The sequence below is a fragment of the Lysinibacillus sp. NPDC093688 genome (assembly GCF_050280145.1).
GTDB classification, from domain to species: domain Bacteria; phylum Bacillota; class Bacilli; order Bacillales_A; family Planococcaceae; genus Lysinibacillus; species Lysinibacillus xylanilyticus_B.
The window spans coordinates 1-21,953 of the sequence record NZ_JBNNUX010000019.1 but is presented as its reverse complement, the minus strand read 5'-3'; the positions used below and the strand labels follow the sequence as shown (position 1 = coordinate 21,953).

Annotated in this window: 18 protein-coding genes; 8 read left to right on the top strand and 10 right to left on the bottom strand. The window is 36.7% G+C overall.

Features of this window, described 5'->3' with window-relative positions; translation table 11 throughout:
• Positions 1–69: 69 nt before the first annotated feature.
• Positions 70–1,035, top strand: coding sequence for an oligopeptide ABC transporter permease (opp4B, locus tag ACQKN2_RS15355; RefSeq protein ID WP_427415719.1), 966 nt, complete (start codon positions 70–72; stop codon positions 1,033–1,035).
• A gap of 12 nt (positions 1,036–1,047) precedes the next feature.
• Positions 1,048–1,956, top strand: a complete 909-nt coding sequence (gene opp4C / locus ACQKN2_RS15350) for an oligopeptide ABC transporter permease (RefSeq protein WP_427415718.1) — start codon at positions 1,048–1,050, stop codon at positions 1,954–1,956.
• A gap of 222 nt (positions 1,957–2,178) precedes the next feature.
• On the opposite strand, the gene ACQKN2_RS15345 is transcribed toward opp4C, so the two are convergent.
• From ACQKN2_RS15345 to ACQKN2_RS15335, 3 genes are all read right to left on the bottom strand, one after another.
• Positions 2,179–2,421 (bottom strand): hypothetical protein, encoded by a 243-nt coding sequence (locus tag ACQKN2_RS15345; protein WP_427415717.1) that lies wholly within the window; start codon positions 2,419–2,421, stop codon positions 2,179–2,181.
• Between the two features lie 358 nt (positions 2,422–2,779).
• Positions 2,780–3,496: a Fic family protein gene (locus ACQKN2_RS15340; RefSeq protein ID WP_427415716.1), complete on the bottom strand. Its 717-nt coding sequence runs from the start codon at positions 3,494–3,496 to the stop codon at positions 2,780–2,782.
• Between the two features lie 669 nt (positions 3,497–4,165).
• Positions 4,166–4,630 (bottom strand): helix-turn-helix domain-containing protein, encoded by a 465-nt coding sequence (locus ACQKN2_RS15335; RefSeq protein WP_427415715.1) that lies wholly within the window; start codon positions 4,628–4,630, stop codon positions 4,166–4,168.
• A gap of 194 nt (positions 4,631–4,824) precedes the next feature.
• Here ACQKN2_RS15335 and ACQKN2_RS15330 point away from each other — a divergent pair, with 194 nt between their 5' ends.
• Genes ACQKN2_RS15330 through ACQKN2_RS15305 form a run of 6 tightly spaced genes read left to right on the top strand, consistent with a single transcriptional unit; the run spans position 4,825 to position 10,693 of the window.
• Positions 4,825–4,998, top strand: a complete 174-nt coding sequence (locus tag ACQKN2_RS15330) for a hypothetical protein (RefSeq protein ID WP_427415714.1) — start codon at positions 4,825–4,827, stop codon at positions 4,996–4,998.
• Between the two features lie 27 nt (positions 4,999–5,025).
• Entirely contained in the window at positions 5,026–6,039 is a 1,014-nt protein-coding gene (locus tag ACQKN2_RS15325) for an ABC transporter ATP-binding protein (RefSeq protein WP_427415713.1), read from the top strand.
• Complete coding sequence (locus tag ACQKN2_RS15320) at positions 6,036–6,971, top strand: ATP-binding cassette domain-containing protein (protein WP_427415712.1); 936 nt, start codon at positions 6,036–6,038, stop codon at positions 6,969–6,971. Before ACQKN2_RS15325 ends, ACQKN2_RS15320 begins: the two co-directional genes overlap by 4 nt.
• Before the next feature lies 1 nt (position 6,972).
• Positions 6,973–7,935 (top strand): oligopeptide ABC transporter permease, encoded by a 963-nt coding sequence (gene opp4B / locus ACQKN2_RS15315; RefSeq protein ID WP_427415711.1) that lies wholly within the window; start codon positions 6,973–6,975, stop codon positions 7,933–7,935.
• Positions 7,936–7,971: 36 nt separating this feature from the next.
• A complete protein-coding gene (locus ACQKN2_RS15310) occupies positions 7,972–8,871 on the top strand; it encodes an ABC transporter permease (RefSeq protein WP_427415710.1) in 900 nt (299 codons plus the stop codon).
• A gap of 16 nt (positions 8,872–8,887) precedes the next feature.
• Positions 8,888–10,693, top strand: coding sequence for an oligopeptide ABC transporter substrate-binding protein (locus tag ACQKN2_RS15305; RefSeq protein ID WP_427415709.1), 1,806 nt, complete (start codon positions 8,888–8,890; stop codon positions 10,691–10,693).
• A 174-nt stretch (positions 10,694–10,867) separates the two neighbouring features.
• Here ACQKN2_RS15305 and ACQKN2_RS15300 read toward each other — a convergent pair whose 3' ends face one another.
• The 7 genes from ACQKN2_RS15300 to ACQKN2_RS15270 all read right to left on the bottom strand — a co-directional run bounded on the left by ACQKN2_RS15300 (position 10,868) and on the right by ACQKN2_RS15270 (position 21,139).
• Positions 10,868–11,794 carry an ABC transporter ATP-binding protein gene (locus ACQKN2_RS15300; RefSeq protein WP_427415708.1) on the bottom strand — a complete coding sequence of 309 codons (927 nt, stop codon included), beginning with the start codon at positions 11,792–11,794 and terminating at the stop codon, positions 10,868–10,870.
• Entirely contained in the window at positions 11,787–12,842 is a 1,056-nt protein-coding gene (locus tag ACQKN2_RS15295) for an ABC transporter ATP-binding protein (RefSeq protein WP_427415707.1), read from the bottom strand. Before ACQKN2_RS15295 ends, ACQKN2_RS15300 begins: the two co-directional genes overlap by 8 nt.
• Before the next feature lie 14 nt (positions 12,843–12,856).
• Entirely contained in the window at positions 12,857–13,777 is a 921-nt protein-coding gene (locus ACQKN2_RS15290) for an ABC transporter permease (RefSeq protein WP_427415706.1), read from the bottom strand.
• Positions 13,777–14,706, bottom strand: coding sequence for an ABC transporter permease (locus ACQKN2_RS15285; protein ID WP_427415705.1), 930 nt, complete (start codon positions 14,704–14,706; stop codon positions 13,777–13,779). The genes ACQKN2_RS15290 and ACQKN2_RS15285 overlap by 1 nt, the downstream gene beginning before the upstream one ends.
• A 122-nt stretch (positions 14,707–14,828) precedes the next feature.
• Positions 14,829–16,481, bottom strand: coding sequence for a peptide ABC transporter substrate-binding protein (locus ACQKN2_RS15280; RefSeq protein ID WP_427415704.1), 1,653 nt, complete (start codon positions 16,479–16,481; stop codon positions 14,829–14,831).
• Between the two features lie 1,025 nt (positions 16,482–17,506).
• Positions 17,507–19,192, bottom strand: coding sequence for a methyl-accepting chemotaxis protein (locus ACQKN2_RS15275; RefSeq protein ID WP_427415703.1), 1,686 nt, complete (start codon positions 19,190–19,192; stop codon positions 17,507–17,509).
• A gap of 249 nt (positions 19,193–19,441) precedes the next feature.
• Complete coding sequence (locus tag ACQKN2_RS15270; RefSeq protein ID WP_427415702.1) at positions 19,442–21,139, bottom strand: Rqc2 family fibronectin-binding protein; 1,698 nt, start codon at positions 21,137–21,139, stop codon at positions 19,442–19,444.
• Between the last annotated feature and the right edge of the window lie 814 nt (positions 21,140–21,953).

Sequence of the window (21,953 nt, the reverse complement as noted above, 5' to 3'; positions counted from 1 at the left end):
AAACCTACTAACTAGGTCCACTTCATGAATTGGGCCTAGTTAGTAAATTTCTAGATAAGGAGACGTCATATGCTTCAATACACACTTCGAAGATTACTAGGCATGATCCCATTGCTACTCCTTATTTCGTTGGTGGTATTCTTTTTAGCTAAAATGATGCCAGGAGATCCGTTTGGTGGAGAAATCAATCCGTCTAATACGAATCCACAATACATCGAAGAAATGAGAGAAAAATTAGGCTATAATGATCCGATTATCAAGCAATATGGTAGATGGATTTCTAATTTAGCACAAGGGGATTTTGGAAAATCGACTGTTTATAAAAAACCAGCTGCAGAGATTATTGCCCAGAGGATACCTAATACAATATTTTTGGCATTAACATCATTAATTTTCACGTACATTTTTGCGTTTTTTATGGGGATGTATGCTGGAAGAAAACCTTATACACTTGGGGATAATTTGATTGCGACTTATAATTATTTAGCTTTAGCCATTCCATCATTTGTTGCAGGAATTGTTGCTATTTACTTTTTCTCCTTTAAACTAGGATGGTTCCCTTTTACTGGCTCCATAGGTGTAGGCATAGAAGCAGGAACTTGGGAATATTACATGAGTAGGTTCCATCATGTTTTATTACCTGCACTTATATTAGGATTAATGGGAACAGCGTCCTATACACAATTTTTACGAAATGACATTATTGAAAATAGTAGAAAAGATTTTGTCAGAACTGCAAGAGCAAAAGGAACAAAGGAATCAAAAATTTATAACAAACATATTTTACGCAATTCGATCATTCCGATTATTACGTTTCTTGGTTTTGATATCGCAACATTGATCAGTGGTGCGGTAATAACAGAAACGATTTTTACTTATCCTGGAATAGGTGCACTCTTCTTAGAATCAGTTGGAAGAAGAGATTATGCAGTGATGATGTCGATAACTATGTTACTTTCGTTTTTAACACTTTTTGGAAATTTGGTGGCGGATATATTATATGGTGTGGTAGATCCGCGTATTAGACTAGATTAAGGAGGGGGTATTATGACATTGGTAACGAATCAAGAAGTTTTAACTCCAAAAACACCGAAAAAAAGCCCCTCGCCATGGGTGATAGCGAGACGGAAGTTCTTTAAAAATAAATTAGCGATGATTAGTCTTATCTTTTTACTAATAGTTATCATTCTATCGTTTTTAGCTCCATATATTACAACAAAAGATATTGTACGTGTCGATTTTATGAAAATTGGTTTGCCTCCATCAAGTGAGCATTGGTTAGGAACGGATTCGAATGGACGTGATGTTTTTACTAGAATGCTCTACGCGGGAAGATCCTCTTTAATAGTTGGATTAGGCTGTATGATGTTTATTGTTATAATCGGAACTATGGTAGGTGCGATTTCAGGGTATTTTGGGGGCAAAATAGATCAAATGTTAATGCGATTTACTGACTTCGTATTAATGTTTCCATTTTTAGTATTTGTCATTGTTTTAAATACGATTCTTTCAGGAAAAGTATCTGGTTTATGGACATTAATAATTGTCATTTCGCTTTTAAGCTGGGGAAGTGTTGCAAGGATAGTGCGTAGTAGAGTGCTAGCTGAAAAGGAAAATGAATATATTTTAGCAGCACAATCCATTGGGTGTAAACCTTCGAAAATAATCATTAAGCACTTATTGCCAAACGTTGCCTCGACGATTATTGTACAAGCAACATTATTAATGGCCGTAACCATTGTTGCTGAATCCAGTTTAAGCTTTTTAGGATTTGGTGTACCAGCTGATACTCCGAGCTGGGGCAATATGTTATTTGAGGCTAGAAACTCAGAGGTACTAAAAGGAAAGCTGTGGATGTGGGTACCACCTGCAGCAGCCATTTCACTAGTAATTTTGTCGATTAACTTCATTGGAGAAGGATTAAAAGATGCATTAAATCCAAAATCAAGAAGGTAATTGGTTAAACTTAGAATTTGTTATTAAAGATAATTAGACACCTTTAAAAGTAAGTAGCTCTTACTTTTAAAGGTGTCTAATTTTTATTTACATGAATATTTATGTTTTTAGGTGGGGGTAGATGATAAAGTTATATAAATTTTGCTAGAGAGCGGTGCGAGCTGAAGCTATTGTTGTTCGAGTAAAAACTTTTGAATGAGCCGCTGTAAAAAAGCAATGGCTTCATTTTTTATCAACAGCTGCACGACTAATCAAAATATCTTGTTCTGTTAGTAATTTTGTACATAGATCTTGAATTGAACAACTTGCTAAATCACCAGGAACATGAAAAAGTATAGAAAGAAAATCACTAGCTTTCATAAGACGATTCCTGTTGATAAAACCAGTTTCTTTTGCAATTTCATCCACTCTTTCAGAACGAATGAATTCAAATAACTTTCGGAGTAATTGTACATGTGTCGTCAAAAAATACTCCTTTCAAAAAAAGTTGGTACTTATATACCTATTTTTAAAAAAAGTACACATATTCTTAAGTTGACAGCTATGGGCTACTCAACTCCCGCGGGAAAGCGAGACAGACGAGACCCTGCACGGAGCGAATGTTTTCTGTGCGAAAGCGTAGTACTAACGTAGCGGCAGCAAATGGTTTATCTGTGCGGAAAGGAAGCGACAGCAACATGTTTTATCTGTGCGAAAGCGAAGCGACAGCAACAACATCAGCGGAGGAAGCGGCTCGACGCTCGCCTGCAGGTTACTTTCATAAGAAAAGAGCAAGACAAATGAGCCTGCTTTTTATAAATTAATTTGCAAATTAATCAACATCTTAATCTAGTGAATCTGGAGATATTTGTTGCTGTTCTTTATTCGCAAAGCGTTGCAGACGTTGTTGTTCTTCTGCCAAAGTCGTTTCAATGAATTGACCGAAGCCAGTGGCATCTTGTTCTGCGAGGAAATGTAGATAGATCCCTTTGTCTTTACTGTTAATGATGAGTGGGTCAAACCCATGCTGGAGCAAGGAATAATTCAGTAACAAACGTCCAGTACGCCCATTACCATCTGCAAAAGGGTGAATACGCTCAAATGCGATATGAGATTCTGCGATACTAACTATTTTTTCTTGTTCAGTAGAAGCTGCCTCTAAACGATAATTCAAATTGTCCACCCACTGTTGCATAAGCAGAGGAGTTTCCTGTACGCTAGCCGTTAAAAAGTCTGCTCCTAGAATAGCGTTGTCTACGGATTTGAATTGGCCTCGGTCGTACTGCAGGCGATCCATCAGCAAAGAATGAATTTCCTTGACCGTATGCAAATGAAGCGGAGCATCCTTTGAAAGCTCTTCTAATAAATAATGGAAGGCTTGTTCATGATTTTTGATTTCATAAATTTCTCTCAAATCAATACTGCGACTACTAGATACTTGATTGTGTAAAATAATCGAAATAGTTTCTGACAATGTAATCGTATTGCCCTCTAACGCAGACGAATGGTGAGCCAATCGCACAAGAATATCGTCTAAGTACTCCCTAGGTAACGTTTTCACGCTGTTCACTCCTTTCTCATTCTAATTATTCTTTTCTGTTCTGCTTTTAGACTATTTCTTATAAAAAGAAAAATCATATCCTTCTAATGATTTACGTAGCTTTTCTTCAGATAGCTGGTCATTTTCTTCACTTAAATTTTGATTTGATGTCTGGCTGTTAGCTAATTACCCGATTCGAAAAACATATGCATTTCTAAAAAAAATATAGACGTCTCTACTGTGACACAACTTATATCTTTTGACTTTCGTTTTTGTGTTTCCTTATTCTCCGAGCCTGGTTTCGCCAAAGCTACTGCCATTTAGTAGGACTCTCAAAGGCTTAAATTCCGCAGTATCGTTGTGTACACATCTAAGGTTTAGTTTCAGTTAAATCCTTAGATTGAATAATTTGCTAAGTTAATGCTTGCGCTCAAATCTCTATCCAGCTTTCATCCACAAGAGCAGATATATAATTTACATTTAAATGTTTCATTACAATACGAGATGGCTGAGTTTTCACAATCTCATTAGAACACTGATGTAAATGATTTGTTCGAATGTCGTTAAGCCCATGAAGTCAAATACTGATTTTTTATCGCTCTCGGATAACTGATTAAATAGCTGTAACAATCTGAAATCATCATTCATTAACCATTCAAAACCTTTTTTATCACCAATATTTGAACTTTCTTAACTGGTTTCGCGCCTTTGTGAAGCTGATAACGTTCTTGTTTTTTTCTCAGCCTCTACTTCCGAACGATAATTTGCTATTTCTACCTCAATTTCAGTAGCTGTAGTCTCTGCATGTCTTCCGAAAATCTGTTGTGCGGTGTTAAGAATGCTTTGACGCACTTCTTTATTTAAATCCATATAACTCTTAATGATATCCAGTTCTAATTCAGAGAGCTGGTTTTTTTGTGCGTATTCATCTAAGGAAAAAGTAGCGGATTGGACAAATATATCGCCTTCGCCAGTGTGTAGCCAATTTTTGTTTACATTGAATACTCGACAAATATCAGAAATTATTCTATCCGTTATCTCTCTAGCCCCGTTTTCTAAAGAAGAAATGTGCGTTTGTGAAAGTTTCAGTCTGTGGCCCATTTCTTTTTGATTTAAACCAAGACTCTTTCTTAGTGACTTTAAGCGCTCATTCAAAAATATTTCCCCTTTCTTACAGTTATCGTATATTACTTTTTAACTCATTGCAATATTTTTTAATTGAAACACATTGACTTTTAACTCAATAGAATATATATTCAACCCAATGAGGTGATAAGACAAAAACTTATTCAAGTTTAAAGCTTATACGACGGTAGCAACGTCAATCGAATTTGAAAGGGATGAGTGAAATGAGTGATCGAATCCTTACAGTAGAAGAAATAGAAGCTGTTAAACAGTTAGATGCTTATTTAAAAATGTTGACACCTCAACAAAAGCGTGAATTTGCATTGTTGATTCGAGGAGCAATGGTGGCTATGCAGTCAGTTGAACGGAAGGATAAACAATCTGAAACATTAGCGTAATTTTAGTATTAAGAAAGGGGAGATTGTTTGAATACAGCAATTGACCTATTAACAATTAGAAATCTCACTACAAGTTTCCGTATTAAAGAGACTTACCACGCTGCTGTAGAGGATGTCTCACTTTCGCTTAAAAAGAATGAAGTATTAGCAATCGTTGGGGAATCTGGTTGTGGTAAAAGTACATTAGCAACTACTATTGTAGGCTTGCACAATGAAATTAACACAAAGGTTACAGGTGATATTCTTTACAATAATCAAAATTTAACGCAACTAAATGAACAGAAATTTAATAGATTACGCGGTAATGATATAGGTTTTATTTTTCAAGACCCCCTTTCAGCTCTCAATCCGTTAATGAGGATTGGAGAACAAATTGCAGAAGGGCTCATGTATCATTCAAAACTCTCAAAGCAACAGCGCGAGAAGAGAGTAATAGAATTATTGAATCAGGTAGGTATTTCTAATCCGGAACGTGTGGCAAGACAATTCCCTCATCAATTGTCTGGAGGAATGCGTCAACGTGTCATGATTGCCATTGCATTGTCGTGTAAACCATCTATTTTAATTGCAGATGAACCGACAACGGCTCTAGATGTGACGATTCAAGCTCAAATACTTGATCTATTAAAAGCACTACAGTCAGAAACCGAAACAGGTATTATCTTAATTACACATGATTTAGGCGTTGTGGCAGAAATGGCTGATCGAGTTGCGGTAATGTATGCGGGTGAGGTAGTAGAAGAAGCACCTGTTCAAGAATTATTTACGAATGCTAAACATCCTTACACTCGTTCATTATTGAATTCTATTCCACAAACACATAGTGAAAATGAAAGACTTGAAGTTATTCAAGGTATGGTGCCATCGCTGGTGAATTTACCTCGGGAAGGTTGCCGATTTTCAGCACGAATACCGTGGATTGATACATCTGCACATGAAAGAAAACCACAATTACATGAAATTGCACCAGGTCATTTTGTTAGATGTACCTGCTGGAAACACTTTCATTTAGAAGGTGAAGAAGGAGGCGGGGCTGTATGAGCTTTATGCAAATTAATGATCTAAACGTTCATTACCCAATTCGAGGGGGCTTTTTTAATACAGTAATCGATAAGGTATATGCGGTTGATGGTGTCACAATGGAATTTGAAAAAGGAAAAACATATGGTTTAGTAGGAGAATCAGGTTCTGGAAAATCGACAACAGGGAAGGCCATTATAGGTCTAGAAAAAATCACCTCGGGTCAAATTCTCTATGAAGGTGAGAATGTTACAAACAAGCGCAGAAATCGTGATTCAGCTTATAACAAAGATATTCAAATGATTTTCCAAGATTCTCATTCAAGTATGAATCCTAGAAAACGTGTATTAGACATTTTAGCAGAGCCTATTCGAAATTTTATGAAGCTTAGTGATAAAGAGGAACGTAAGCGCATTAAAGAGTTACTTGCAATTGTAGGTATGTCCGAAGATGTATTGTTAAAGTATCCGCATGAATTTTCTGGTGGTCAAAAGCAACGTCTTGGAATAGCGCGAGCTGTTGCTTGTAATCCGAAAATGATTATTGCTGATGAACCTGTATCTGCACTGGATTTATCCGTTCAAGCACAGGTGCTAAACTTTATGAAAGATATTCAAAATGAGTATGAACTTACTTATTTATTTATTTCACATGATCTAGGTGTTGTAAAACATATGTGCGATCATATATCCATTATGTATAAAGGACGCTTCGTGGAAACAGGTACGAGAAGTGATATCTATATGGATCCGCAACATATTTACACAAAACGTCTCTTGTCTGCCATTCCAAATATTGCGCCAGAGACACGCTTGGAGCGTAAATTAATTCGACAAAAAGAAGAAGAGAACTATCAGAATGTGCAACAGCAATATTATGATGAGCATGGAAAAGTATACCCGCTAAAATCCATTTCAGAAACACATATGGTTGCAATGTCAGGGGGTATATAAAATGTGGAAAACGATTACTAGACGAACAATTTTAATGATTCCTCAAATGTTTGTGCTAAGCCTAATTATCTTTATTTTGGCGAAGCAAATGCCAGGTGACCCATTTACAGGGCTGATTACACCAGAAACAGATCCTACACGTATCGAAGAATTGAGAATTCAGGCAGGCTATTACGACCCTTGGTATGTGCAATACTATCATTGGATCACAAATGCTTTTCAAGGTGATTTTGGACAAAGCTATACATATAAAATTGCGGTGTCCACACTGATTGGTGAGCGCGCATTAAATACATTTTGGCTCGCTCTACTAAGTGCGATTCTAGTTTATGCGATTGCCATTCCATTAGGAATGATTGCTGGTCGCAAGCAAGATACTTTGCTCGATAAGTCGATTACACTATATAGCTTTATAAGCTACGCGATACCCACTTTTGTCTTGGGGTTAATTTTCTTATATATTTTTGGTTATCGTTTTATGTGGTTCCCGACGAGTGGAACAGTTGATGTAGGTGTAGAACCAGGAACGCTTGAATATTACTGGAATCGACTCTATCATTTAATTTTACCTGCAATGACATATGCAATTTTAGGTACAACGACGATTATTCAATATTTGCGTTCGGAAATTATCGATGCTAAGACACAGGATTACGTTAAAACAGCACGTAGTAAAGGTGTACCGATGAAAAGAATCTATAGAAGACATATTTTTCGCAATTCCTTATTGCCCATTGCAGCCTTCCTTGGTTTTACAATTACAGGTTTATTGGGTGGTTCGATTTTCATAGAAACAATTTTTGGCTTCCCAGGCATGGGACAATTATTCATCCATTCGATAACGAGTCGCGATTATAGTGTAATTACAGCTCTCGTTATGCTTTATGGCTTCTTAGCATTATTAGGTAGTCTACTGTCAGATATTATTATGAGCATTGTTGATCCACGTATCCGCATAGACTAACCGTTAAATTTAATGTTTAAGGAGAGGTGAATAAAAATGGAACAAAAAAATGACAAAATGACAGTTGAAAGTACCCCGCCAACAGGGATACAAGTTATCATACGTGAATTTCGAAAAGATAAGCTAGCGTTATTTTCATTCTTCGCCATAATTTTACTGATTATTGTGATATTAATTATGGCAATGTTTATGAACCAAGATGAAATTTTAAAAATTAAATTGTTAGAGCGTTTTACAAAGCCGGCTGTAAATGGTTATGTTCTTGGGGCTGATGAAGCTGGGCGTGATATGTTTGGACAGCTTATAATCGGCGCGAAAAATTCCATTTTAATTGCAATAGCTATTACGCTTATCGCCAATACAATCGGGATTGCACTCGGTATTATAATGGGCTATTATGGCGGCTTTATTGATAATTTTTTTATGCGTATCATCGACTTTCTCATGACATTACCAACCTTAATGATTATCATCGTGCTAGTTACAATTATTCCTAAATATGGTGTTGTTGAATTGATTCTGATATTAAGTGCCTTTCAATGGATAGGGACAGCACGTTTAATCCGTAGTAAAGCCTTATCAGAAGGACGCCGTGATTATGTGAATGCCTCTAAAACAATGGGCACTAGCGATTTTGCCATTATGTTTAAGGGGATATTACCAAATTTGAGCTCGTTGCTTATTGTAGAATTAACCTTGAATTTTGCAGGGAATGTTGGTATTGAAACAGGTCTATCATTTTTAGGCTTTGGTTTACCCCCAACTACACCTAGCTTAGGGACTCTCGTAAGCTATGCAACGAATCCAATTGTATTATCTACTAAGTGGTGGATATGGTTGCCCGCATCATTATTAATTTTAATATTGATGCTTGGTATAAATTATGTCGGACAAGCGCTACGACGTGCGGCTGACGCAAAACAACGATTAGGATAAAAGGGAGGATTTACACATGAAGAAGAATTGGTTATTCTTGTCCGTGCTGTTTGCATTTATGCTTATTTTAGCAGCCTGTACGGGCGGCGGTGGGACTGATAAAGGCTCAAAATCTGATAGCAAAGAGAAAACAGAAGAAAAAGAAACAACTAAAGAAACGGAAAGTTTACTACCAACAGAAGTGACAAATGAAGGAGAGGCGATTCAGGGCGGTACATTGCGAGTAGGTCTTGTAACAAGTTCTCCATTCCAAGGGATTTTTAACAGGGAACTTTATGAAGATGGATATGATTCAGAAATTATGGGCTATATGACTAACTCTATTTTTAATGTAGATGGCGACTTTATAATTAATGATGAAGGTGCTGCAAAATTAGAGGTTGATACGGAAGCGAAAACAGCAGCAGTAACCATTCAAGGGGATTATAAATGGTCTGATGGTACACCATTAACTGCAGATGATTTAATGTACCCATATTTAATTATCGGACATCCAGATTATCCTGGAGTACGTTATGATGGTGATTTCAAAAATATTGTCGGTGCAGAAGAATATCATAATGGTAAAGCAGATACAATTTCAGGTATTACAAAAGTGAACGATAAAGCAATTCAAATTCAATTAAAGGAAGTATCCCCTGCCATTTATTATGGTGGTGATGGTTTATGGGGATCTGCGGAACCGAAGCATCAATTAGAATCTATTCCAGTAAAAGATTTAATTTCTTCCGACGCGGTACGAAAAAACCCTGTAACGCTTGGACCATTTAAAATAGATAAAATTGTTAATGGTGAGTCTGTACAATTTGTAGCAAATGAGCATTACTTTAAAGGAAAGCCAAAAATTGATAAAGTTGTGCTTGAGGTTGTACCACCAGCTTCAATTAGTGAAGCATTACGAACGGGGAAATATGATCTTGCATCAAGTTTCGACACAACCCAATATGATAATATTAAAGATTTAAACAATTTGGCTGTACTAGGTCGAGCGGAACTAGCTTATGATTATGTCGGCTTTAAATTAGGGAAATATGATAAAGAAAACAAAGTTAACATTTTTGATGAAAATTCAAAAATGAACAATGTAGAGTTACGACAAGCAATTGCTTATGCAATGGATATTGAGGGTGTTGCAGAGAAGTTCTATCAAGGTTTACGTGAGCGTGCGAACTCTTTAATTCCACCAGTATTTTCATTCTATGATGAAACTTTAGAGGGCTACCATTATGACCCTGAAAAGGCTAAACAATTATTAGATAAAGCTGGCTTTAAAGATGTAGATGGCGATGGTATTCGTGAGGATAAAGATGGTAAAAAATTCACAATTCGTGTAGCTACAAAGGCTGGTTCTGAAACGGACGAGGCGATTGGTGAATATTTCATTCAAAACTGGAAAGAGGTTGGCTTAGATGTGCAATTAACAACAGGTCGTCCAATCGAATTTAATGCTTTCTATGATAAAGTCCGAGCAGATGATCCAGAAATCGATATGTTTATGGCAGCATGGGGCACAGGGACAAACCCATCTCCAGCAGGTTTATATAGTGACGATGCTGAATTTAACTTTAGCCGTTTCGTATCTGCCGATTTAACAAAATTATTAAACGATATCGACTCTAAAGATTCGATGGATTTAGAAAAACGTACAAAAGCATTCCGTGCTTGGCAAGAATATATGAGTGAACAAGCGATGGTATTCCCAACATTCTTCCGGACTGAAGTTATTCCAGTGAATAAGCGTGTAAAAAATTATAATGTTGAGTATGGAAATTCTACAGAGCTGCAAGAAATTGAATTAACAGCAGATGCACCATTGAAATAATTGAATGGAAGGAACAGTCTTTCTTTATATGAGAAAGACTGTTTTTCATAAACTAAAATAAAGGTAAAAATATGGCAGGTGGGTTACATATTTATATCTTTTGTAAAACAGCCCCGTGTCATAGACAAAAAAATCCACCCACTGAAAATCTCCAATGGATGGATTTATAAGTTATTATCGATTCGTAACCCAAGATTTCACAAGGTCGGCAGTACCATAAACGTAATGCTGCTCGCCAACTTCATGGTAAGATGCGCTATCGTCAACTTCCGTATGCTTGTACGGAATACGTTGACGGCGTTTTTCTGACATTGGGTCAGGAAGTGGAATAGCAGATAATAATGATTTGGTATACGGATGAACAGGGTGATTGTAAATATCATCTGCTTTACCGATTTCCAAGATTTTACCACGGTACATAACAGCGATACGGTCACTGATATATTTAACCATTGATAAGTCATGGGCAATGAAAAGATACGTTAGGCCACGTTCTTTTTGTATTTGTTTTAATAAGTTAACAACTTGCGCTTGAATCGATACGTCAAGTGCTGAAATCGGTTCATCGGCGATAATAAACTTCGGATCTAAGCTTAGTGCACGCGCAATACCAATACGTTGACGTTGACCACCAGAGAATTCGTGTGCATAACGGTTTGCGTGCTCTTTGTTTAAACCAACAGCCTCTAACAGTTGATTAACTTTTTCACGACGCTCTTTTTTATCTTTGTAAAGACCGTGAATCGTAAAGCCTTCACTAATGATTTCTCCAGCTGTCATACGCGGATTTAATGAAGCGTATGGATCTTGGAAAATCATTTGCATTTGACGATTAAATTTCTTTAAGTCATTTTTAGATTTTTTCCCATGGACGTTCTCACCATCGAAAATAATTTCACCATCTGTAATGTCGTACAGGCGGATAATGGAACGACCAGTTGTCGATTTACCACAGCCTGATTCTCCAACAAGACCAAGTGTCTCACCTTCGTATACATCGAAGCTAATACCATCGACAGCTTTAATAGGGTTACCTGCTGAACCGAAATGCTGCTTTAAATTTTTAATTTCTAGAATTTTTTTTGTGCCCAATTTAGTCATCTGATTGTGCCTCCTTTGCTAAATATCCTTCAATACGTTTAGCAACCGCATCTGGAAGCGGGATTTTTGGTGCGTCAGGATGCATCAACCAAGTTTTTGCAAAGTGTGTTTCACTTACTTGGAACATCGGTGGTTCTTGCTCATAGTCAATAGCCATTGCAAATTCGTTACGAGCGGCAAACGCATCGCCCTTTGGAGGGTTCGTAAGATCTGGTGGTGAACCAGGAATCGTGCGTAATAGCTCATCAGTATCGTTATCTAAGTCTGGCATTGAACCGAGCAGACCCCATGTATATGGATGCTTAGGATTATAGAAAATATCATTAACAGTACCGTATTCGACGATTTGACCTGCATACATAACTGCAACTCGGTCGGCAATATTTGCAACGACACCTAAATCGTGCGTAATGAAAATGATAGATGTTTTCGAATTTTTTTGGATTTCTTTCATTAGCTCTAAAATTTGCGCTTGGATTGTAACGTCTAATGCTGTTGTTGGTTCATCGGCAATTAGAAGCTTTGGATCAGCTGCAAGTGCGATGGCAATAACAACACGTTGACGCATACCGCCTGAAAATTCATGCGGGTATTGGTTATAACGTTTTTCAGGGAAGGGGATACCTACCTGCGTTAAAAGTTCGATTGCACGTTTTTTAGCATCAGCTTTTGATACTTTTTTATGTTGTAAAATAACTTCAGTTATTTGACGTCCGACCTTCATTGTCGGGTTTAAGCTTGTCATTGGATCTTGGAAAATCATTGCAATTTCATTTCCGCGTATTTTTGACATTTCTTTATCGCTTAAAGGCACTAAATCACGGCCATTAAATAAAATTTGTCCTGACTCATAAATACCAGGTGGCTGTGGGATTAGTTTCATTAATGCGTTACTCGTTACACTTTTACCAGAACCGGATTCACCAACGATTGCGAGTGTTTCGCCTTCTTTTAAGTCAAAGTTTACACCACGAACAGCGTGTACAAGTCCTGCGTACGTTTTAAAGTTTATTTTTAAATCTTTTACTTCCAGAATTGTTTTATTCATTTTTGGCCACCTCCTTATTTACGTAGTTTTGGATCTAATGCATCACGTAAGCCGTCACCAACGGCGTTAAACGCAAAGATTGTTAGTGAAATGAACAATGCTGGGAATATTAAACGCCAAGGAGCATTTGTAATTGCACCATTACCTTCAGAAGCCATTGTTCCCCAAGATGCAAGTGGAGCAGGAACTCCAAGCCCTAAATAACTAAGGAAAGACTCTGTAAAAATAGCAGATGGCACTGTTAATGTCATTGATACTAAAATCGCACCAAGTGCATTTGGTACTAAATGTTTTAAAATTAAATGTCCTGTGCGTGCACCTAATGTACGAGCAGCTAGTACATATTCTTGGCCTTTAATAGATAAGACTTGACCGCGAACAATACGAGCCATATTGATCCAACCTGTAATGGATAATGCGATAATCATTGGTACAATACCTGGTTGTAATACTACTAAAAGTACGATTACAACTAAAAGATAAGGTATAGCTGTTAAAACATCGGCAATACGCATCATAATATTGTCAACACGACCGCCTGCTAAACCAGAAATACATCCCCATAATACACCAATGATCAAGTCAATAACGGCAGCAGCAAACCCGATGAATAAAGAAATACGAGCGCCAGCCCATACTCGAACGAAAATATCTCGGCCTAAATCATCTGTACCAAACCAAAATTCTGCCGATGGTGGGGCATTATAAGAACCTAATTGCTCACTATAGTGGTATTGTGAAAACATTGGTACAAAGGTAGCCATTAAAATAATAGCTATTAAAGCGATTAAACCGAAGATCGCCATTTTATTATGGGAAAAACGAAGAAATACTTCCTTCCAAAAGGAGACAGATTTATCAGCTAATTGATCAGTTGCTTCATGATTTCCGCCAACAATTTTAAACTTATCTTTTTCGATTTGTTGCTGTGTCATTACTTTTTCGCTCCTTTCAGCTTAATTCGCGGATCGATTACGCTATATAAAATATCTACGATGAGTACCGCAAATAAAAGAATGATTGCGAAGAACACCGTTGTGCCCATAACAACTGTATAGTCACGGTTCGTAATACTTTGTACAAAGTGTTTACCTAAACCAGGAACCGCAAAAATTTGCTCTACAATGAAGCTACCTGTAACAACACCAGCTGTTAATGGACCTAAATAAGTAACGACTGGTAAAAGGGCGTTACGTAAAGTATGGCGGAAGACGACTGTCCATTTACCTAAACCTTTTGCACGAGCCATTTTTACATAATCGCTATTGTTTTCTTCAAGCATACTTGAGCGTGTCAGTTTAGCGATAAAGCCCATATGTGATAATGCAATAGCTAAGGCTGGCAATATACTATAACTAAAGCCTTTCCATCCACTAATCGGGAATAACTGAAGTTTGTATGCAAGGAAATACTGCATGAGTCCAGCTAAAATGAAAGATGGAACGGAAATTCCAAGCACCGCAAAGGTCGTTGCCAAATAATCTGGGAACTTATTATGATAAAGCGCTGCCACTACACCGATTAATACACCAAATCCAATAGCTAGCAGCATAGCTTCAATTCCTAAAGTTAAGGATACCGGGAAGCCTTCTGCAATCATATCATTCGTAGAACGCGCTTTATATTTCATAGATTCACCGAAATCAAAAGTGGCCGCATCGATTAAATAATCTTTGTACTGAATATACCAAGGGTTATTTAATCCATACGTTTCGTTTAACTTTTCCTCTATTTGAGGAGGGAAATTACGTTCAGATGCAAATGGGTTACCAGGAGCAAGACGCAATAGGAAAAACGTAGCCGTTACGATGACGAAAAGCGCGAGAAGTATATACATCAGCCTTTTCAAAATATATTTAATCACATAAAACTCCTCCTTCAATTTGTCAATTATCTGACAAATTAGTGCCTTCGTATTTTAAAAAGAGCTGACTCGCGCCAAGTGGCCACGAGGCAGCTCTCCGCTTAGAGCTTAAAAAGAAAGTATTATTTCATCTTTACATATTTAAGATGAACATCACCAGTTGGATTTGGATTTAAGTTTTCGATACCATCTTTAACTACTGACAAGTTAGTGTAGTAGTAAATAGGTGCAACTGGAAGTTCTTTCATAATAACTGCTTCTGCTTGTTTTAAGAAGTCAATACGTTTAGCCTCATCTACTTCAGCCATAGCTTTATCTAAGAAGCCTTTGTATTCAGCGCTTTCCCAACCAGTATCGTTATTACCGTTTTTAGCAGAATCGAACATTTCAAGGAATGTATATGCGTCTAGATAGTCAGCTACCCAACCCATACGAGCTACTTGGTAGTCACCAGTGTTGATTTTTTCTAGATAAACTTGCCATTCTGAATTATCTAACTGAGATGTAATACCAAGTTTTGTTTTCCATTCTTCTTGAATATATTGAGCGATTGCAGCATGCGCTTCAGAAGTGTTAAATGAAATATTCACTTTAATATCTTTAGCATCTTTAATGCCAAGTTCTTTCATACCAGCTTCAAGAGCAGCTTTTGCTCCATCAACATCGTTATCTTTGATGTAACCACGGTCATCTTCAAACTTAGGAACTGCGATAGGAACCATACCTGTAGCCGGTTTTTGTTCACCTTTAGTTACGTTGTCAATAAGTTTTTGACGATCGATTGCTAGAGTAAGAGCTTTACGGATATTTGCGTTAGACATAATTTTGTCTTTTGTATTGAATTTGTACCAATAAATAGATGCTTGGTCTTTGATTCGTAAAGTTTTATCTTTTTTGAACTCATCAATTACGTTAAGATCTACTGTTTGGAATGGTGCACCGATATAGTCAAGCTCGTTACCTTTATACTTAGTAGCAACAGTTGCTTCTTTTTCAACCATATCAATATTTACAGTATCAACATCAACATTTGATGCATCCCAATAATCTGCATTTTTTGCAAGAACGATAGATTCAGTATGTTTCCAATCGCTTAATTTATAAGGACCATTTGTTACGAAGTTTTCACCTGCGTCTGCGTACCATTCTTTATTAGCTTCAGTTACTTTTTGGTTAACTGGTAAATAAGTTTTGAATCCTGTTAATTCTAAGAAATATGGAGTTGGATTTTCTAAAGTTACGACTAAAGTTTTTTCATCTTCAGCTTTGATACCAACAGCATCAACAGAACCCTTGCCTTCGTTGTATGCTTGAGCCCCTTTAATTGAGTAGAAAATAGAAGCATACTCAGAAAGATTTTCTGGATTTAACGCCCATTTCCAAGAATATTCGAAGTCACCTGCTACAACTGCATCACCATTTGACCATTTTGCATCACGTAAGTGGAAAGTATAAGTCTTTTTATCTTCACTTACGTCCCATTTTTCAGCCATACCTGGAGTAGTATTGCCTTCAGCGTCTGAAACAGTCAGACCTTCAAAAACGTTAATTAAGATTGCACTAGATGTAGTATCTGTTGCAAGTTGTGGATGTAAAGACGGTGGTTCTGAAGTGATTGCTAATTTAAGTTCTTTAGCTGATTTTGAACTAGAATCCTTTTTGTCGTCTGAAGATGAAGAATTATCAGACGAATCACCGCCGAAGCCACATGCAGCTAATACTAGTGAGAAGACTGCAAGGACAGTTAATAATAAAAACTTTTTGTTTTTAATCATGTGAATCCCCCTTATACAATTTTAAGCCTTTTGTGAAGCTCTTATTTAATATACCAAAAAATCATTGTGTACAAAATAAAAAAGATTCAAATTTATATAGTATTATCTGACATTTAAGAGGATGATAAATTTTTTCTATTCATCACATTAAAGAATAAAAGCGTTTTCATAATAAAAATTTGATATTTATTTGTTCTGAATATCAAAAATAAAACAAAAATACGGAACTTACTTACTATACCGAAAATTCATATTGTTTAGATAATATTATAGTTATTTTAAAAATGAGTCAAAAGTCACGTGGGGTGTTATGAGAGGTTTGTGTGGATTTGTAGAGAATTGTTGCAAAATCGAGTAATTTTGATTCTTGGAAAGGTGTTTTTTGTAAAATTTTAATCTCGAAGAATGAATAATTGTATCTATTAATGATATATAAGAAACTTGTTTTGTATTTATTTAAGAATATCCAGTATAAGAGAGAACAAAGAAAAAGTAGAGTATATGTATGACAAAATGTGCCTTTCTTAAAGAATAGATGAACGTTATTTTAGTGAAATACGTTTTTTTGAAATAATTTACACATTACTTGTATATTCAATAATGTATAAATAAAGCTTTGTATGGAATCAATTATATGTTTATAGGGGATTGAACATGAAAAACATACCTAATTTAAGATAATTCTATGATGTTGTTTTATGGAGAAGTCCATTTGTCTCGCTTAGGAGGAAAGCTCCTACATATAGTTACTGAAAAATGTGTAAGTAGAAAATTACTTGATCTATTTATGTGGTCAATTTTACCATATTTCAATTGTTAAATGGTGGTTTTCCTAAAAAAAACAGTAAAGTAATTAGAAACTATAGTTATAGATGGACGATTTCTTAAGTAAGTAAGGGCTTATCATAGTGCTAAACGATATTAGTTTCTACTACTGTCGTTTCGTTACATTCATGCTTTTGCTTTCAGAAATGAGGACTGGGACGAAAACAAGCAGAGAATAAAGAAATTCTCTGCTTGAATGTTTAAAGTTTAAATTGATTGATTTGGGTTTGTAAGTCCGAAGATTTTTCACTTAAATCTGTAGCAACATGATTTACTTGTTGCATTGTCGCTGCTTGTTCTTCACTAGCTTCGGCAATGATCTGTGTATTGGCTGCACTAGAAGAAGCACCATGAGCAATTTCTGCAACAGAGGCTGCTACTTGTTCAGCACTTGCAGAGATTTCTTCAGAAGTAGCGGAAATGTCTTCTATTTGATTTGTCATCGTATTGATCGCTTTTACGATTGCTTCAAAAGAGTTGCCAGCATCCCCAATGATTTTTACACCATCTGTGACAGATTGTAGCCCATCTTCGACAGCTTTTTCTACATTTTGGGTATCTTCTTGGATTTCTTGTGTTAAGGTAACAATTTGATTGGCTGATTGCTTTGATTCTTCTGCTAGCTTACGAACTTCATCAGCTACGACAGCGAAGCCTTTGCCGTGTTCACCTGCACGTGCAGCTTCGATTGCAGCGTTTAGTGCTAATAAATTCGTTTGATCTGTGATGGCTGTAATGACTGTAGTGATATTGCCTATTTCTTCTGATTGCTTACTTAATTTTTGAACGAGATTGTTAATCGTTTGGGTAGAATTAAAAATCACGTTCATTTGTTGTTGAGCTTCATCAACTGTACTATTACCGTTATTCGCCAATTCAGTTGTTGACACTGCGCTTTGGTGAAGTTGTTGAGTAGCCTCTGCTATACGCTGTACACCTACGGCTGTTTCATCCATTGCATGGGCACTTTCATTGGCAGCAATTGTAGCAGTAGATGCCGCATTTGCCGTCCCGTTAATTCGTACAGTAATCTCATCTGCAGAAGCTGAAATCTCTTCGATAGAGGCGGATAGTTCTTCAGCAGAAGCTGATAAATGTTCCGCATTGCCTTGAATATGTGTTAATAAACTTCGTAAGCTACTTTTCATTACGTTAAATGCTGTAGAAAGCTGTCCAATTTCATCTTTAGATTGATGGGAAATATCTTGATGATATAATTCACCATTAGCGATATTATTGGCAGCCATAACGACGGATTTTAAAGGTCGTGAAATTGTACGCTGTACATAAAACATCAAAGATATCCCAAGTATTACACCAATGATGATAGCAATGATTGAGATTATTTGTGAATTTGATACTACTTCTTTAGATTCTTTCGTGACAATATCAAGTTGATTTTTTTGATAACTTACAATTTTCTCTGATACTGCTAACAAATCTGTATTTGCTTGTTGGACATCGCCATTAACTTTTTGTATCGCTTCATCTAATTTTCCGCCATCATGAAGTGCTAGTGCTTCTTCAGCGGCTTTGTTAAAAGCTTCGTTATATGTATTTAGATCTTTTGCATAAGTCACCATTTCGGATGAATCAGATTTTTCTATGATCTCAATTACATGCGAATCTAGCATTTTAGCATACTTTGTAAAGTTATCTTTATTAGCTGCTGTGTCTTCGATGAGTATTGCCCGAATGTAAAGACCTTGCATTGCTCGCACAGTTTGAATATTATCAGCTAATTCTACTAGAGCTACACGATTTTCTAGTGCATTTTCTACTTTCTTTTCAATATTTGAGAATTGAATAAACATAATTACCAATGAAATAATTAAGGTCAGGATGATGGTGATAAATCCAAAGCTTAATTTTTTGCCTACAGACATAGAAATACGCCCTTTCTGAAATGCAATTTATAGTTTATTTAAATTTAGCCATTAAGAGAGGAGGAAGTCAATAACGCTCGGAATAAACAGTTCGGAATATTCACGAGTTTTTTTAGCGTTATTATAATAGGAAACAATAGCTATAAAATCAATTAAGTTAAAGGGGGAGTTAATAGATGTATAGTACGGATTACGTGGTTATCGCCATAAAAAAGGAACACGATACAATTTGTATCGTATTCCAACCCTTTAAGACTGTTTTTTTAATTGTAAAATGACAGCTTCATCTGGATCGATGTATAAAGTCTTTTGTTCAAAGTAAATAACAAAACCAGGTTTAGCACCATTTGGTTTTTTTACTTGACGTACTTCTGTGTAATCTACTGGAACAGAGGAAGAGTCTCTTGCTTTTGAAAAATAAGCAGCAAGCGTTGCAGCTTCTCGTAATGTTGTTTCGTCAGGTTCGCTTGTATGGATGACAACATGTGAGCCAGGAATATCCTTCGTATGCAGCCAGATATCTGCGCGTTTAGCCATTTTAAATGTAAGTATGTCATTCTGTTTGTTATTTTTCCCAACAGAAATCGCTACACCTGTAGAAGAGACATAACGTTCAGGCTCTGGTTTCGTTTGTTTTTTCTTTTTTCTTCCATGACGTAATTTCAAATAACCTTGTTCTGCTAATTCTTCGCGAATTTCTTCTATATCTCCAGGAGCAGCTTGCTGTACTTGCTGAGCAAGCATTTCAAAATAAGCTATTTCTTCCTTCGTTTTTTCTAACTGTTCTTGCACCATAATAAGGGCATTTTTTGCTTTTGTGTATTTGGTGAAATAGCTTTGAGCATTTTCAATAGGTGTTTTACGTTCACTCACTGGAATGGTGATTTCCTCATCTCCAGTTTCGCTATAATAATTAGTGACAGTTACTTCCTTTACACCTTTTTCAAACGCGTAAATACTCGCCATCAGTAACTCCCCATATAATTGGAACTGGTCTAGCTTTGATGCGCGTTCGTAGTCTTTATTTAACTTTTTAGTTTTTAATATAAGTTTGTCAATTTCATTTTGTAGCCATCGTTCCAAATCACCAGCTTGCTGTTTGACACGATCACGCTCAGCTCGAGCAAAGAATACGCGGTCAAGTAGCTCATGGACATTCGGATAAATCGTTACATCTCCTTGTAAATGAGTTAGAGCGATTGGCGAGAAGTAAGTTTTATTATTTGCGATTACATACATTGGCTTTGCTCCACCATTATTAAAGGAAGCTATAAAATTTTTAAAGCAATTTACATGATCATCTGTGTCTGTTAATCGGAATAATAATTCCTCAGCATGTATAGGAGAGAAACCAGTAAATTGCGAAACAATTTCCTTAGCCGTTTTTGGTTCTGAGAAAAACAGTGTAATCTGTTCGTCGGTTACTGCTAAAGGGTGCCATTTATTTTGTGCGGGTGGTGCGATATAAGGCTGACCAGGTAAAACTGTACGGAAGCTATTTACGGATGGTGGCAAATGCTTTAAGCTGTCGACTATTTTTCCCTGCTCCTTATCTATTAATAATAGGTTACTGTGACGGCCCATAATTTCAGCATGTAATTCTCTTACAATCGGGTCGCCAATTTCATTTTTACTTTCGATTTCTACTATTATAATACGATCAAAATCGTGCTGTTTAATAGAAGAAATAAAACCACCCTCTATATGCTTTCTCAACAGCATACAAAACATTGGGGGTTCTGCTGGATTGTCAATAGAATGCTCCGTAAGGTGAACACGTGCGTAAGAAGAATGAATCGAAAAAAGTAATTTATGATTGCTTCCGTTCGCACGAATATGTAGAACAACCTCCTGAGCGTTTGGTTGATGTATTTTAGTAATCCGACCTGTTACTAATTGTTGTAGGTCGGCTGTCATTGAATAAGTAAATAAGCCGTCAAATGCCATATGAATTCCTCTTTCCAACGATATAAGCATCCTTGGTACTTTCGTATTTATTATAATTTAATGGTGAATTAGCTTCACACTCATTACCATAATGTGTGGTTGATTTCCGTTCCGGCTGGGCGCTTTCCTGGGGGCGTCCGATGAGCCGCTTCGCTGCGCTGCAGGGTCTCATCTGTGACGCTGATCCCCGAGGAGTCGCCCAGCCTCCACTCCAATCAACTTATTTGCATGACATACGTTTTAGCAAAATGTCATCCCTAAATTCCGCTGAAGGGTCAAATTATTAGACATCATTTGTGAAACATCCGCTGAAAGAAGTTAAAGCCTCTGGCAGATGTCACGGAATCGGAAAGGAGTTCAAGTAGGATGTAAGTCTAAAATCTTCACATCCATGCGATAACGGCTAACTGACCTGCATCATGTTGTTACTGACGCTTTGCTTTCGTATAGACAAAACCTTTTGCTGCCGCTACGCTTTCACGCAAAAAACATCTGCAGGCCAAAGCACAAAGCCGATTCCGGACGCAATTATACCGAGGCATAATTGATCAGGTGTATTGATTAACCACTTTTATCTTCTCAAATTATTTAGATTGCAACTGAATTAATTTGAGAAGAAATGTTGATTAGAAAACATTGTTTTGAGCAATTAAAGGGTTTTATGTTGATATTTTGCTTATAAGTGCCCATTTTTAGCAGATTGTAGTGAAGGGCTACTTGACTCCCGCGGGAAAGCGAGACAGACGAGACCCTGAGGCCAACATGATGTTGGTCACGAAGGCATTGTCACAGGACGTGACGCATTTAGCCTTCG